The 14,097-nt window shown below is 61.4% G+C and carries 12 protein-coding genes; 10 read left to right on the top strand and 2 right to left on the bottom strand.

What is annotated here, in order from left to right:
- The first annotated feature begins 88 nt into the window (after positions 1-88).
- The 9 genes from ACE3TJ_RS12010 (at position 89) to ACE3TJ_RS11970 (ending at position 11,546) form a co-directional block, all read left to right on the top strand.
- A complete protein-coding gene (locus ACE3TJ_RS12010; protein ID WP_374596399.1) occupies positions 89-1,375 on the top strand; it encodes an MFS transporter in 1,287 nt (428 codons plus the stop codon).
- Between the two features lie 44 nt (positions 1,376-1,419).
- A complete protein-coding gene (locus ACE3TJ_RS12005) occupies positions 1,420-2,244 on the top strand; it encodes an IclR family transcriptional regulator (protein WP_374596397.1) in 825 nt (274 codons plus the stop codon).
- 304 nt (positions 2,245-2,548) lie between these two features.
- Positions 2,549-5,521 (top strand): TonB-dependent receptor domain-containing protein, encoded by a 2,973-nt coding sequence (locus tag ACE3TJ_RS12000; RefSeq protein ID WP_374596395.1) that lies wholly within the window; start codon positions 2,549-2,551, stop codon positions 5,519-5,521.
- A 102-nt stretch (positions 5,522-5,623) separates the two neighbouring features.
- A complete protein-coding gene (locus tag ACE3TJ_RS11995; protein WP_374596393.1) occupies positions 5,624-6,352 on the top strand; it encodes a GntR family transcriptional regulator in 729 nt (242 codons plus the stop codon).
- A gap of 228 nt (positions 6,353-6,580) precedes the next feature.
- On the top strand, positions 6,581-8,911 hold the full coding sequence (locus ACE3TJ_RS11990) for a penicillin acylase family protein (protein ID WP_374596391.1): 2,331 nt from the start codon (positions 6,581-6,583) through the stop codon (positions 8,909-8,911).
- Positions 8,912-8,940: 29 nt separating this feature from the next.
- The gene (locus ACE3TJ_RS11985; RefSeq protein ID WP_374596389.1) at positions 8,941-10,050 is read left to right on the top strand and encodes an alpha/beta hydrolase; all 1,110 of its coding nucleotides are present in this window, start codon (positions 8,941-8,943) and stop codon (positions 10,048-10,050) included.
- A 31-nt stretch (positions 10,051-10,081) separates the two neighbouring features.
- Entirely contained in the window at positions 10,082-10,744 is a 663-nt protein-coding gene (locus ACE3TJ_RS11980; RefSeq protein ID WP_374596387.1) for a ChuX/HutX family heme-like substrate-binding protein, read from the top strand.
- Between the two features lie 202 nt (positions 10,745-10,946).
- A complete protein-coding gene (locus ACE3TJ_RS11975; RefSeq protein WP_374599405.1) occupies positions 10,947-11,111 on the top strand; it encodes a hypothetical protein in 165 nt (54 codons plus the stop codon).
- 87 nt (positions 11,112-11,198) lie between these two features.
- On the top strand, positions 11,199-11,546 hold the full coding sequence (locus ACE3TJ_RS11970) for a cupin domain-containing protein (protein WP_374596385.1): 348 nt from the start codon (positions 11,199-11,201) through the stop codon (positions 11,544-11,546).
- A 124-nt stretch (positions 11,547-11,670) separates the two neighbouring features.
- Here the strand turns inward: ACE3TJ_RS11970 and ACE3TJ_RS11965 are convergent, their stop codons facing one another.
- Positions 11,671-11,895, bottom strand: a complete 225-nt coding sequence (locus ACE3TJ_RS11965; RefSeq protein ID WP_374596383.1) for a helix-turn-helix domain-containing protein — start codon at positions 11,893-11,895, stop codon at positions 11,671-11,673.
- Positions 11,896-11,986: 91 nt separating this feature from the next.
- Here ACE3TJ_RS11965 and ACE3TJ_RS11960 point away from each other — a divergent pair, with 91 nt between their 5' ends.
- Complete coding sequence (locus ACE3TJ_RS11960; protein ID WP_374596381.1) at positions 11,987-12,940, top strand: hypothetical protein; 954 nt, start codon at positions 11,987-11,989, stop codon at positions 12,938-12,940.
- A 50-nt stretch (positions 12,941-12,990) separates the two neighbouring features.
- Here the strand turns inward: ACE3TJ_RS11960 and terL are convergent, their stop codons facing one another.
- Positions 12,991-14,076, bottom strand: a complete 1,086-nt coding sequence (terL, locus tag ACE3TJ_RS11955) for a phage terminase large subunit (RefSeq protein WP_374596379.1) — start codon at positions 14,074-14,076, stop codon at positions 12,991-12,993.
- Positions 14,077-14,097 lie beyond the last annotated feature (21 nt).

Genomic DNA, 14,097 nt, shown 5'->3' with positions numbered 1-14,097 from the left:
ATTGACAAATAAATTGTCTATATCAAAATACATTGGTCATTGAGGAATTCACGAGAACAGGCGAGGCGATACGGGCAATATGGAAAACATGCACTCTGCAGCCCTCAACCCGCACGACAAGGACAGTCCACGCATCTGGATCGCAGTGGTCGTTCTGTCCGCCTGCTACGTCTTTTCACTGATCGATCGCCTGATCATCAACCTGCTCGTCGACCCGATAAAGGCCGATCTGGGCCTCAGCGACGTGCAGATCGCGCTCGTTCAAGGCCCGGCATTCGCCATTCTTTATGCGACAGCCGGTGCACCGCTCGGTCGGCTCGCCGACATCGTGAGCCGGCGGGGCCTCGCCGCGACAGCCATCGCCTTCTGGAGCGCCTGTACGGCCGTGACCGGAATGGCGACGAACTTCCTGACACTGGCCGCCGCGCGCATCGGCGTGGGCGTCGGTGAGGCCGCGCTCACACCGGCCGCCTACTCGCTCTTCGCCGACGGCGTTCGGCGCAGCCGCCTTGGCCGGGCCATTGCGATCTATACGGCGGGCAGCGCGCTTGGATCGGGGCTCGCGCTGCTGGGCGGCGGTTGGCTCTACGCTACGTTCGAGGCCGCCGGCACAGCCACGGCACCGTGGCGCCTGACGCTTTTCGCCGTCGGCCTGCCCGGCCTCCTCCTCGCCGTCGCCGTCGTGCTGCTCGTGAAAGAACCGGCGCGGCGCCAGGCGGAGGCCCGGCCGGCGGTACGCAGCGTCCTTGCCTATCTGGTTCAGCATCGGCGCTTCTACGGCTGGACGTTCATGGCCTATGCCGCACTCAGCACGCTTATTTACGGCTTCATGGCGTGGGCGCCTTCGTATCTCATCCGCACCTTCGAACTGACGCCGGGCGAAGCCGGTATGCGCTTCGGCGCCGCGATGCTCGTCAGCGGCGTGGCCGGGCCCCTGTTCGCCGGATGGGCAGTCGACCGCACATCGGCGCGCCTTGGTCTTATGGCACCGCTTCGCATCATGGCGGGCGCATTCCTCTGCGCGATCGTGGCGGTTCTGGCGCTACCCTGGACAACCGGGCTCGGCTCGGCAGTGGCCATCCTCAGCGTCGTCGGCTTCTTCGCCACCGGAATGCTCGGACTGCCGCCGATCGCGCTGCAGATCGCAACGCCGGGCCTCATGCGCGGGCTGGTTTCGGGCATCAATCTGATGATCGGCAATCTCATCGGGCTCAGCATCGGCCCCGTTGCGATCGCCTTGCTGTCCACCCGGATGGCGAACGGGCTCGCCCCCGCCATGGCCAGCGTTGTCGTCGTTTCCGCGATCGCGGGAATCGTCGCACTGCTGTTCGCCGCCGCCCCCAAAGCCGTCGACGCCGGCGCCCCAGCCGACTAGCGTCGCGCCCGTTGGATATGAACCGCGAGCGCGAGGACAGCGTCATGGCAGGAAAAGCACGAAAAGGCAGCGACCTCGAGAATCGGCGCGGCGTGCAGTCGATCGACGTCGGTATGCGGATTCTCGAGGTTCTCGCCGCGTCCGACGAGGCTCTGCCGCTCAAAACGATCAGCGACGCGGTCGGCATGGCGGCTAGCAATGTGCACCGTTATCTCGCCAGCTTCATCCGGGCCGGGCTGCTTCGCCAGGACCCAGCCACCACGCGCTACGACCTCGGTCGGCTGGCGCTGCGCATCGGACTTTCGGCGCTTTCGCGCATCGACATCCTCGAACTCGCGAAGCCGGAACTGAAACGAATCGCCCACGACAGCGGCCTGCTCGGCATCACCAGTGTTTTCGGCGATCAGGGGCCAACCGTCGTCCATATCCAGCAGCCCAATCCCTCGGTGATTCTCACCCTCGCGCTCGGCAGCATCCTGCCGCTGCTGCGTTCCCCGTCCGGCCTCGTCTTTCTCGCATATCTGCCCGAAGAAACCACGCGCAGCCTTGTCGAGCGGGAGCTTCTGTACGGGTCCCGCTACACGATCTCCGCCTCGACACCGAAAAGCTTCGCCGAGGTGCGCCGCGCAGCGGCGGACGTGCGCAGTGCCGGCTTTGCGTCCAACAATGTCGATATTTCACCGGGGCTGCGCGCTGTCGCCTGCCCGGTTCTGGATCTCCAGAAAAACATCGTTGCCGTGCTCAGCCTCACGGGCCCCGATTCCGCGCTGGGCCCCGAGCATCCGGCTCTTCACGACCTTGTAGCGGTGTGCCGCCGCCTGTCGGAGGAAGCGGGTTATCGCCGGGCATCGGAAATAGCGATCACCTGACATATGAATTATCGTATAGACAATTTATGTCCGGATAGGTATATTCCCTATATTCGGGCATGATTGCCATGTTGGGCGCGGGGAGGCGCGCCGACCGTTTGAAAAGCCCATGCGGTCTGGCCGGATAACACGCGGTGACCAGTCCGGCTTCAGGCCGGCCCCGGGTTTGGCATTGCCTGCTCGCTGACAGCAAAATTGTATCTGCAGGGCAGCGGGGCGCCATGGTTTCCACGAATTACAACGTAGACGTTGCATTTTGCAGCGCGGCACGACGTGCCCGCAACAAGCGATAAGGGGGGTTATCATGCAATCCAGGGTTCGCATTTTTTCATACACCACGGCTTCGGTCGCAGCCATTCTTGCCGGCTCGGCGCCTTCCTGGGCGCAGGATACGGTCACCGATGATGAGCTGATCATCGTCACCGGCACCAATATCCGGGGCACCGCGGTCATCGGCAGCGCCGTGCAATCACTGAGCTCGGACGACATCGCCCGATCAGGCAAGGCAACGATCGCCGAGCTGATGCGAGAGCTGCCCGTCAACTTCGCGGGCGGCGTCGGCAATTCCGACAACAACCGCGGCCAGGATACAAGCTCGCAGGGCTCCAACCTCGGCGGCGGTTCTGGCGTCAACCTGCGCGGTCTCGGCGCGCTCTCCACGCTCGTTCTGGTGAACGGTCGGCGCGTTGCGGTGTCGGGCCAGTTCGGCGACTTCGTCGACATCTCGAACATTCCGGTGGCCGCGATCGAGCGCATCGAAATCCTGCAGGACGGCGCCTCCGCCGTTTACGGATCGGATGCCGTCGGCGGCGTCGTCAACATCATCCTGAAGCGCAAGGTCGACGGGCTTCATGCGGTCGCCCGTCTCGGCACGACGACCGAGGGCGGCGGCACCGAGTATCAGGCGAGCGCCGTGTGGGGCACCGCCTGGGACAACGGCAACCTCGTGCTCGGCTACGAATACAACAAGCGCGAGAACGTACGCGCTTCGCAGCGCGGCATGACCGGCGACTTCTCGGACCGCGGCGGCGTCAACTGGCCCGCCTACACGGGCCGCGCAGGCACGGCGGCGAACATCTTCTCGGGCAATGCCGCATTCAACGGCAATGTCGCCTATACCGTCCCGCAAGGGCCCGGAACCGGCCTGACCGTTGGCAGCCTGACCCCCGCGACAGGCGGCTTCGGCAATAGCTTCGACCCCTGGAACGGCGTGGACATCCTTCCCGAGATGGCACGGCACAGCCTGTTCCTGTCCTTCGATCAGGAGGTCAGCGACAAGGTCTCGCTATACGGCGGCGCCCGCTACACGCGCCGCGACGGCTTCTACAACATGGGTACGGGCTATTCCGCCTATTACGGAAGCGTCCCCGTCACCAATCCAAACTACATCACGGGCGTGACGAACAATTTCGGTGTCGTGATCGACGACCAGCCCCTGATCCGCGACACCTGGGTCAAGAGCCTGGCTCTCGAGGGCGGCGTCCGGATCGAAATGTTCGGCGACTGGCAGGCCGACGCGACCGTCTCCTACAGCCGGGAGAAACAGCACCGCTACAGCACCTATCTGCGCGACTCGAGTGTCCGCGAACGCCTGCCGAACGGCGCGCTGGCGCCAAACTCGATCGCCTGTTCGCTCATGGGTCTCAACGCCTCGAACATCGGCTCGATCGCCACGCCGACGGCCGCGCAAACTTTCTGTGCGGGCCTCGGCTATGAAACGTGGAACCCTTATTCGACCGAACCCCTGTCCGCAGCCGTTGTCGACCAGCTCATCGGCTATGAGGATCTTACCTTCAATTCCGATGTGCTGCAGGGCACCGTGAAGTTCGACGGCACGTTGTTCGATCTGCCCGGCGGCAGCGTCAAGCTCGCTTTCGGCGCCGATTACCGCAAGGAGAAGATCAACGGCCTGCTCAACTTCAATTATCGCAGCATCGATCCCTACACGGTTGAATACGGCACGACCAAGCAGGACGTGATCTCGATGTTTGCCGAAGCCTCGATCCCGATCGTCAGCGAGGCCAATGCAATGCCGGGGATCGCGGCGCTCGAACTCTCCGGCGCCGTGCGCCACGAGATGTCGAGCAGCAGCAACCTCAAGGAATTCACGACAACCAACCCCAAGTTCGGCTTCCGCTATGCACCGTTCGAGGGCTTCAACATCCGCGGCAGCTGGGGCACATCCTTCCATGCGCCGCCGATGCGCTTTCAATACAACGGCCCGCAGCCCGTGGCCGGCGGCAACGCGATTTTCTACGCCAACTCCTTCTATACCGCACCGTGCAACACGACACTCGTCGAGCTGAACGGCTTTACCGGAACGCCAGGCGCGGCCACCGGAAGCTGCACGTTCACCGGCATGGTCGTTTCGGGTGGCGCGGGGCCTGTTCTCAAGCCTGAAACCGCAGAGACCTGGACGCTCGGTCTCGATTTCACGCCGCCGTCCGTCCCCGGACTTCGCGTGGGTCTCAATTACTTCAACATCGCAATCAAGGATCGTATCGTCCGCATTACCGGCGGAACGCTGAACAGCATTCTCACAAACTATTTCGCAACGGGAACGAGCCCGTACATGGGCAACCTCGTCTTCAACCCTGATGACGCCCTCGTGCAATCGTTGATGGATGATCCACGTTTCCTCGGCCTGCAGGGCCCCGGAGCAACCAGCGATGCGAGCGGGATTGCCGCAGTCATCTATGCAACGCAAACCAACCTCGCGCGCCTGAAGACGGAAGGCTTCGACCTGTCGCTGAACTACGCGTTCGATACGGGTGATTTCGGCGCATTCGAACTGTTCGCGAACGGAACACGGTTCACGAGCTACAAGATCGAAGGCTCGCCGGGCGGCGGCTTTATCGACAAGCTCGGCGTCTATGAAAGCACCGGCAACCCGCTCAAGTTCAAATCGCGGCAGGGCATCAGCTGGAACAAGGGCCCGGTCTCGATGACGGTCGCCGCGAACTACACGGACGACTACAAGTGCCTTGCTGGCTGCTACGTTCCGTCGGCCACCGGCACTCCGGTTCTGAACAGCGAACCGATCAAGATCGACTCCTGGCTGACGTTCGATTTCCAGCTTGGCATCGACCTCTCGGGCTTCGGCGGCGCCTTCCGCGATGCCGGGCTCACCTTCAACGCGCTCAACGTCTTCAACAAGGAGCCGCCCTTCATCGACACCGGCCGCTCCGTGGTCGCGAATGCCCCGGAACCCTATGACACGTACAACGCGACGATCATCGGGCGAACGGTCTCGCTGACACTTTCCAAGCGCTTCTAGGGCACAGCACACGAGGAGCCGATACGGTCTTGTATCGGCTCCTCATCCAATCAGGATGATGAAGCCGGTTCGAAAGCGCGGCCCTGCTGCGGAGATAGGACGATGATTGATCATTCCGATCGGCCGGACGACAACGCCGACACGAGAACAATCGCGGACTATATCTATCAGGAGCTTCATCGCGACATCGTCTCGGGTGTGCTGATACCCGGAACCAAGCTGCGGATGGGCAAATTCTCCCGGCATTACGGTGTCGGGATCAGCCCGCTTCGTGAAGCGCTCGTGAAGTTGACGGGCGATGCGCTGGTCCGCACGGAAGGGCAAAGAGGGTTTTGGGTTTCACCCATATCTGCGGGCGAACTGGAGGATACCACCGAGATACGCGTTCTGATCGAGACGGAAGCCGTCGTGCGCTCGATCAGGCTCGGTGACCACGCGTGGGAAGAACGCGTGCGGGAAGCCCATGTCACGCTTCGCGAATTCACCGAACGCCTGGCCGAAAGCGACGATGAACGCGCGCTCGCGGCATGGGAGCACGCCAACAGGCGATTTCATGACGCATTGTGTTCGGCGTGCGGCTCCCCCTGGCTGATGCGGGTGCGCCATATGCTGGACAGGCACGCGGAGCGGTATCGGGCGATCGTCTTGCCCAACCGCCGCATGGATCCTGATACCCACGATGAAAACGATGCGCTCGCGGAGGCCGTTCTTGGCCGAAAAGCGCTACGCGCGGGTCACCTCGTCAGGCTCCATGTGCAAAGAACCGCAAACTGCGTCCGTGAAGCGATGCGGACGGGCGAACCCGACAAGGCCGCCGTATCCGCAGTATGATGGAGCCACGCGTCCGAGAGGCTGTTCAATGCCATGTCAGTCGGAGAGCTATCTGGAAAATCGATATTTCTGTACATGTCATAACTATCTTCACGCTCTTTCGTCGCTCGTTTATAAAAGTATCGAAATTTATGCCGAAGCTTCATGTTGGGAACATGCTGCGTGCAACCTGAGAATACGCGTCAAGCCACAATGGGTTTTCCTGCCAGGGCCTTCCTCTGCGCCTTGATGACGACGACGATTGTGCTGCAGAGCCGTGCAGTCGGTGCGGCCCCGCCGCGCCCGGCAATTGAAATTCAGTGGACGGAACACGGCATTCCGCACGTCAAGGCGCCGGACTATTACAACCTCGGCCTCGGTTACGGGTATGCTGTCGCTCAGGACCGGCTGTGCTCCATCGCAAACCACTACATCACGCTGCGCGGCGAGCGTTCGCGGTGGTACGGCGCGGAGGGACAGGCGATGGCCGGCTTCGTGCCGACTCAGAACCTCAATGCCGACCTCTTCTTCAAGGTCCAGCTTTCCGACGCGGTCGTGCGCCTGTCCGCGCGGGGACTTCAGGCTGACACGCGGACTCTCATTCGCGGGTATGTCGCCGGCATCAACAGATATGTTTCCGAAATTCCTGCGTCGAAGCGTCAGGGCCTCTGCGAAGGCAAGCCCATTCCAGTCGTGAACGAAGCCGATATCCTGCGTGCGGAAATGGCGATCGGCGTCACCAAGAAGGCGTTCCACACGGCCCTCTACGCCACGTCGTCCGCCTCCGCATGGCAGGCGAAGACGGCGGATACCAACGCCGATGCCGATCCCACCGTCCAGTTCGCGCTCGCGACCTATAGTGATCTCATCAAGGGACAGGGCAGCAACGCATGGGCTTACGGCAGCGATGTCGCGCCGAACGACCGCGCGATCGTCGTGGCCAATCCGCATTCGCCGTGGATGCCCTACCACTGGCATTCCTTTCACATCGCGCACCTGACCATCCCGGGAAAGCTCGATTACGCCGGTGCCGCCTTTTCCGGTCTTCCCGTGCCGATGATCGGCTTCAACAAGAATGTCGCGTGGGGCATGACCAGCGCCCACAGCTGGTTCATGCTGCAGGTCATGAACGTCCAGGAATCCGGTACCCGGCCGACCTATGTGATGGACGGGAAACAGAAACCGCTCAGGATCGAACGCGTTACGGTCGAAGTGCTGGAAAAGGACGGCACGCTCTCGAAGCGCATATTCGAAGTACCGTTTTCCGAACTCGGCCCGCTTTACAAGCTGCCCACGCTGTCATCGCAGGGCCGCCCGGCCGGATGGTACGTTGTCACGGCGCCCAGCGACAACAACGCCCGCGCGCTCGATCAATTCCTCGCCGCCGGGCGCGCGCGCAACGTCGGCGAACTCGTGAGGGCGATCGAGGACAACCGGGGCCGCGGCGTGCACATCATCGCTGGCGACAAATATGGCGATCTTGGGCTCGTGGAAGCGGGACCGGTTCTCGATCTCAGCGATGCCCAGCTCGCGGATTGCCGCTATCCTGATCCGTCCGCGGCGTTTTACGTTCTCGATGGGTCCAGGCGTGCGTGCTCCGCGCAAATGCGAGACGGCATGCCGTCGCTCGCCCCGGCCTCGCGTTATCCCGGCCCGCGGACGCGCGGTATCATCCAGAGCACGAACAACAGCTACGAGCACAGCATCTACGGACGTGTGATGCCGCAATATCCGATCCTCTTCGGCGACGAAGATCCGTTCGTTCCAACCTCGTCAGCCGGAATCTCGGCGGATCGCAGCCGCGACCGCAACATGCGTATCGTGATGTCGACCCGGCGGATGGGCGAAATCAGCGCCGACGGCGTCGTCACCCCCACGGAGGCCATGGATGTCATTTTCGACAACCGCAACTTCGTGGCGGAGGACTGGCTCGACGAAATCCTGAGCGTGTGCACGCAGCCGTCTTTGTCCCCCGAAGCCTCAAGGGGATGCACTGCGCTGGCAGGATGGGATCGAAAGAATGATTCCGAAAGCCGGGGCGCGCTCCTGTTCCATCAGTTCTGGCTGAAGATCGCCAGGATCGGCACCGTCATCCCCGCAAAAAATCCGGGCGACCTCACGGTCAGGCAATCGCTCACGATCACACCGGAGAATCGGGCATCCGTGCTTGCCGCATTGGAAGACTCGGTCAGGGAAGTTGAAGCGTTGGGCTTTGCTGTCGACGCCCCCTGGGGCAACGCTTTCCATGCCGATACCGCGCACGGACGCGTTCCCTTGCATGGCGGCTCGATGCGACAGGGCGTTCTGAACGCCATGGATGTGATGCCGCTCACCAGGGATGGTTTCCCGAGCGTCGCTGCGGGCGCCGCGTATCTGCACCGGGTTCGGTGGGATAACGGTGAAGTCGTACCCGATGTTCTCCTGTCCTATGGGCAGAATGAAGACCCGAAATCGGAGAATCGCGCGGCGCAGATCCAGCTTTTTGCAGACAAGAAACTATTCCGGATGCCCTTCAGCGAGGAGGCGCTTTCCAAGGCCAGGATCGTGCGGCGCATTAGCCTCACCCCTGAAAAGCGGTAAGCGCGATGAGGATCCCGAATATGCCTATCATGCGTCCCATCCTTGTCGCTGCCGCGCTTCTTACTCTGCCGGTCTCCGGCTGCGCCCGTCATTCCGTGGTTCCTGAAACGGCGGACAGCGCAGACGCGTTCGAACTCTCGTCTGGCACGACAGGTCGGCACTATATCATCACCATATCGCGGCCCCGGCTCCCCGCCCCGGCGAACGGCTATCCCGTTCTCTATGTGCCCGCCGATAATGCCGCGTTCCGCGACATCGCCGATGCAGCCCAGCGGGATGGAAAACCGGCGATCATCGTCGGCATCGGTTATCCGGCGGGCGCCGATGCCCTCAAAGCCGGCATTCTGGACCTTACGCCCTCCGTCTCGGTTGACCCACCGCAAGGCGGCGGTACCGGCGAGGCCGAGGGATTCCTCACGTTCATCGAGCGGGAGCTCAAGCCGGAAATCGCGAAGCGGTTTCCGGTCGACCGGGACAGGCAGACGCTTTTCGGGCGATCCTGTGCGGGTCTGTTCACGCTCTATGCGCTCGTGAACGCGCCGGCATCGTTCAATACGTTTATCGCGCTCGATCCCGCGATCGCATTCGAAAGTGACTTCCTCATGCAGCCGCAGGTTCGCGGGCGTCTGGGGCCGAAGCTGCAAGCCACGCAGGCGACGCCGCGCGCGCTTCTGATCGCGGGCGAGCACACGTCCACGGGGCCCTGCCCCGCGGCCGGCGATGAACGGAGCGCCCGTGAATTTCACGCCTTTCTTCAGTCCTTGCCGGGCATCTCCAGCGAGTTCCTCCGTCTCGGTGGTGCTCCGGGATCTGCGCCCGACTGGGTATCGCCCGCGGTGCGCCATGCCCTGGCCGCGGATGCCGTCCGCCCGGCCCCCGCTGCGAAGCTCGCGCCTCCCGGTGCGCCCGGCGGGATCGCCGTGCCCACGGCAGGCGAATACCGCGCCATGAATGCAGACCAGCGCTACGCGCTGCGCCTCCGCGTCCGGGATCTGCCCGAAGAGCAGCGCAAGCTGTGGACGCAGGCGTTCAACACCTCGCTCTCCGCCGGTCTCACCTACGGCGAGCATCGCCGCTTCTACGAAGAGCGCGTCGCCATGGACCAGCGCCACGGCACGCGCTCACCCGACGATAGATAACGCCGCCACAGACAGAATAGGATTGAGCCAAATGGAATACGCGAAGATCACCACCCCCCGCATGGTATCACTCGTCTTGCTGGCCGCCACGGCCGCAGCCCACCCCGCCCAGGCCGAAACGATGCCGAAACCCGCCTGCGCAACCGATGCGGAAAAAGAAACAGCCCGAAAGGGCGCGGCCGAATTCCCCGGCGCCCCCGTTGCCATCGGCTCCCGCTTTCTGGGCATGAAGGAATTCACGTTCGCAAGCGCCTTGCCGCGCGACGTCTCCATCGGAGCCTGGATCACCGGCGACGCTGTCGCGCAGCTCTGGAAATCCATCGACGCCTGGGGCAAGGACACGATGGTCCGTGTCGTCATATCACCGCAGAGCGAGCACGCGTTCAGCCTTTACGGCAAGGTCCCGACGACACAGTCAATCGCCGACCCCGGATATCTCGACGTCTATGCCGACGAAGGCAAGGGCATCCATTCGCATATCCAGCTCAGCAAGGTTGCAGCCGTATACGCAACAGACCTTCCCTCGGAGGATCCGACCCGTCGGACGCGCGGCATCAACTTTTATGATCACCACGGCCACAACATTATCGGCGTCTACGCTTCCATCATGCGGTATGATCCCGATCCGGCAGCAGTGGCGGGTTTCGAGCGAACTCGCGAGATCATCAGGCATATGCAGCCAGCATGCCAATAAACGAAACATGCGCCGAGTCTCGGAGCATAATGTCTGAGTTCTCGTGACTGTAATACGCTTCACATGACCGCGATTAGCGTTTTATGGCTCTGGCCACAGATAGATACTCACGACCTGTGCATTGACCGCGAGTGCCGGAGGTAACTGTCTTTCTCCATTCTTCGGCGCCCAAGCTGGGTGGCGTGCTTGAAGCAGACGGGTCCTGATCGAACGCTGGCAAGGCCATTACGCCACCCTCAGGCCGCACAGCGCGATCGGTTATCGCCTGCCCACACCGGAGCCATCTTGCTTCGCCTTGGCGGCCTGCACTACGTTCCGCTCCGCTCAGCCCGCTAGGGCGACTACGACCGCGGGGACTCCAACTTAGGCGGAGAACCCATCTGATGGGCAGGCAAGGGTCTTGTTCGAGGCCTGCGCGGCGCGGGCGTCGAGGCCGTCAAACAGGAAGATTGTTATGACGATCGTTTGTTTTGGTTCGCTCCATCCAGCCGGTGTCGATGGGGGGCCCGCATCTGACAGAATCGTGAGCGGCGATCCGAAAGCGACCTTGTGGGTATATCATGAGTCCGAGGATGGTCGGTTTTCCGCAGGCGTGTGGAAATGCACGCCCGGGCGGTGGCGGATTGCCTATGACGAGCAGGAGTACTGCCACATCCTGTCGGGATCGGGCGCACTGATATCGTCGGATGGACAGCATTGCCCCATTGCAGCCGGCGATCAGTTCGTCGTCCCCTCGGGTTTCGTCGGCGAATGGGAGGTCACCGAGACCATGACGAAAAACTGGGTCGTCATGTTGCCATGAACACCCAATCGTCGTGAGGCCCGCGACGAGACAATGGATTACGGCTGAGTAGATTATGTCGGCCTTGAAACGGGCCGTGGTAGAGTCCGGTGTCGGATCGACCGATTGTGTGGAAAACTCGAATCTAGGCCCGTTTACCTATCGGCACCGCTACCAGCTCCACATGGCTTACACCGAGCGCCTGCGCGAGTTCGTAGAGCGTAATGATCGTCGGGTTACGCCGCCCGTTCTCAAGACTGCTGAGATACTGCTGCGAAAAGCCCGAGAGGGCTTCCACCTCTTCCTGCGTCAAGCCCTTCTCGCGCCGTATCCGGGCAAAATTCTCACCGACCAGCCTGCGCATATCCATGCGCGGGAAGATGGCCGTTTACATACTTTCGGTTTATCAACTATAGTATGTACATGTAATCGTTGCCGCAGATCGACACATCCGGGGACTTATGGAAAAGAACAGTGGTGGACCTTCGCGGGTCAGCAAATGGCTGGTCGCCTTCGGCCTGCTCTTCGGCGCACTCATGCTGGGAGGCATGCTTGAAGCCATAGGCCTCGCAAGCTGGATCATCGTTGTTCTTGCAGCGGTGATCGTTGCGTACTCCTTTTACCAACCCGAATGGTCGATTCTCGGGTTTTCACCGGCCGGTGTCCGAAAGGTGTTCGGTGTTATCGGCCTTCTGCTGCTGTTCGGGATCGTGGGCAGAGATACCGAAAAGAAACCAGAAAACGAAGCACGGGACATTGTGGCCCTTATGAAATCCCGGCCTGAAGACGGCCAGACGCGACTTGCCGCGGCAGACGATGATCTCCTGCAAGCCATCAAGCTGATCGATGAGGATATCGAAACAGCAGAACGCAGCCGTAGGGCAGAGCGTGACGCCCTCGCCGCCAAGGCGAATGAAGCCCAAAACGCTCCGAAGATCGCGGCTCTCGAAAAACAGGCCGAAGCATTACCGTCATATGATCTCGATGGCAGAATGGCCCTCTACAGACAGATCACCGTCATGGCGCCATCAGAAGCGAAGTGGCGCGACAGGCTGGCGGCCCTTGAGGCTGAGGATGCGAAGATGCGCGAGGAACAGGAAGAGGTTCGGCGCCAGCTCCTGTTTCCTGAAGAGTTTGCTCTTTTCGAACTCAAACACTGGCGGAAAGCGGGCTTCGGCTCGGTGATGACCGTCACCGGCACGATCCGGAACAACAGCCGGTTCGCGCTCAAGGATTTCACGCTTCAGTGCGAACTCTCAGCCCCGTCAGGGACGCTTGTCGATCGGAACGTGAAGACCATCTACGAGCAGGTTGCCCCCGGCGCCAGCAAGGTCGTCCGCGACCTCAACATGGGCTTTATCACTGACCAGTCCGCGACAACTTCATGCAAGATTGTCCGTGCCGTTCGTGCTTGACGCTACCATTCACGGGCAAATCGCGTTGTCCACGGGCTGATCACGCAATGTCAGTGACGTGCAAGGGCCGCCAGTGGATAATAATTTCCATGATCGTAGCCCATCAGCATCTGCACAATGGAATCGACCTGATCGTCATGCTGGACTTGCGGGAAGGAAAACAGCTCGTTCTCTAGAACCTCAAGCCAAGGCGCCTCTGTTGGAAAGTAAATCTGCCCGCGCTCGAACTTCGGTGATTGCTGTGAAGCCCGGCTGATTTTCGAGCCCTCAGGATTTAGGGGTTTCAACCAGTGATCTAGCCGGCCGAAGGCAATGTTCTGAAAAAGACTTATTCCAGAACCCTGCTTTTCCACAATGACAAGATTGGCTTTCCATTTCCGCTTGAGAAGCATGACACGATACTCAAGTTCGAAAAAGGGAAGGCGTGCGCGTTCGACATCGAGAAGATAGAAATCGCCACGCAGCAATCCCCAGGTCGTGCAGACACTGTAGTCGCTGCGTTGATTGATTCCGTAAGCCGTATCCCAGCTTTGTACGATAAGATCGAATGCACCTTTTCCGATCTTGCCCTCATAACGCCGTATCCACTCTGGCTTAAATAGAGCGCCGCCCGCAGGCAGCGGACGTTGATTGTACTGCGCCTCAAAATCACGCTCCCCCATCTCGCGCCGGAGCTGTGCAATGACATCGGGACCTACCCGGCCCGGATGCAGAAGCGCGCCGGTCTTCCGCCGTAGGATGTGGCCTTCCGGAAGGTACACGTCACGGTCGCACCATTCCACCATCGGCAGCGTCAGGCGTTCCCACCCACCGCTATCAAGAAGCCGACCCGGAAGGTCCCAGAGATGCAGGCGCTGCGCGACAATTATGATCGCCCCCTCTTCGGGTTTGTTGAGCCGGCTGGTCAATGTCGAGGTATACCACTGGAAGATGTTCGCGCGTTCGGTTTCGGAATGCGCATCACCTGCTTTCATGGGGTCATCGACGATGATGACATCCGCGCCGCGCCCTGTCAGCGTGCCGCCGACCGAGGTCGCAAAGCGGCATCCGTTCGCCATGGTTCCAAAGTCACTCTTCGCTTTCCATTTCGGATCAAGACGCGCTGCCGGAAAGACCTGCCGATAGAAATCGGACATCATGAGCTGCCGACATTGGTA

The organism is Sphingosinicella sp. (assembly GCF_041916975.1).
GTDB lineage: Bacteria > Pseudomonadota > Alphaproteobacteria > Sphingomonadales > Sphingomonadaceae > Sphingosinicella.
Note: the sequence above shows the minus strand (reverse complement) of the source record. Positions and strands in the feature narration are given on the sequence as shown.

What these genes read in the sequence shown, in the direction of transcription:
- ACE3TJ_RS12010 (WP_374596399.1), top strand. Translation starts at nt 89, where the DNA reads ATGCACTCTGCAGCCCTCAACCCGCACGACAAGGACAGTCCACGCATC.
- ACE3TJ_RS12005 (WP_374596397.1), top strand. Translation starts at nt 1,420, where the DNA reads ATGGCAGGAAAAGCACGAAAAGGCAGCGACCTCGAGAATCGGCGCGGC.
- ACE3TJ_RS12000 (WP_374596395.1), top strand. Translation starts at nt 2,549, where the DNA reads ATGCAATCCAGGGTTCGCATTTTTTCATACACCACGGCTTCGGTCGCA.
- ACE3TJ_RS11995 (WP_374596393.1), top strand. Translation starts at nt 5,624, where the DNA reads ATGATTGATCATTCCGATCGGCCGGACGACAACGCCGACACGAGAACA.
- ACE3TJ_RS11990 (WP_374596391.1), top strand. Translation starts at nt 6,581, where the DNA reads ATGACGACGACGATTGTGCTGCAGAGCCGTGCAGTCGGTGCGGCCCCG.
- ACE3TJ_RS11985 (WP_374596389.1), top strand. Translation starts at nt 8,941, where the DNA reads ATGCGTCCCATCCTTGTCGCTGCCGCGCTTCTTACTCTGCCGGTCTCC.
- ACE3TJ_RS11980 (WP_374596387.1), top strand. Translation starts at nt 10,082, where the DNA reads ATGGAATACGCGAAGATCACCACCCCCCGCATGGTATCACTCGTCTTG.
- ACE3TJ_RS11970 (WP_374596385.1), top strand. Translation starts at nt 11,199, where the DNA reads ATGACGATCGTTTGTTTTGGTTCGCTCCATCCAGCCGGTGTCGATGGG.
- ACE3TJ_RS11965 (WP_374596383.1), bottom strand. Translation starts at nt 11,895, where the DNA reads ATGGATATGCGCAGGCTGGTCGGTGAGAATTTTGCCCGGATACGGCGC.
- ACE3TJ_RS11960 (WP_374596381.1), top strand. Translation starts at nt 11,987, where the DNA reads ATGGAAAAGAACAGTGGTGGACCTTCGCGGGTCAGCAAATGGCTGGTC.
- terL (WP_374596379.1), bottom strand. Translation starts at nt 14,076, where the DNA reads ATGTCCGATTTCTATCGGCAGGTCTTTCCGGCAGCGCGTCTTGATCCG.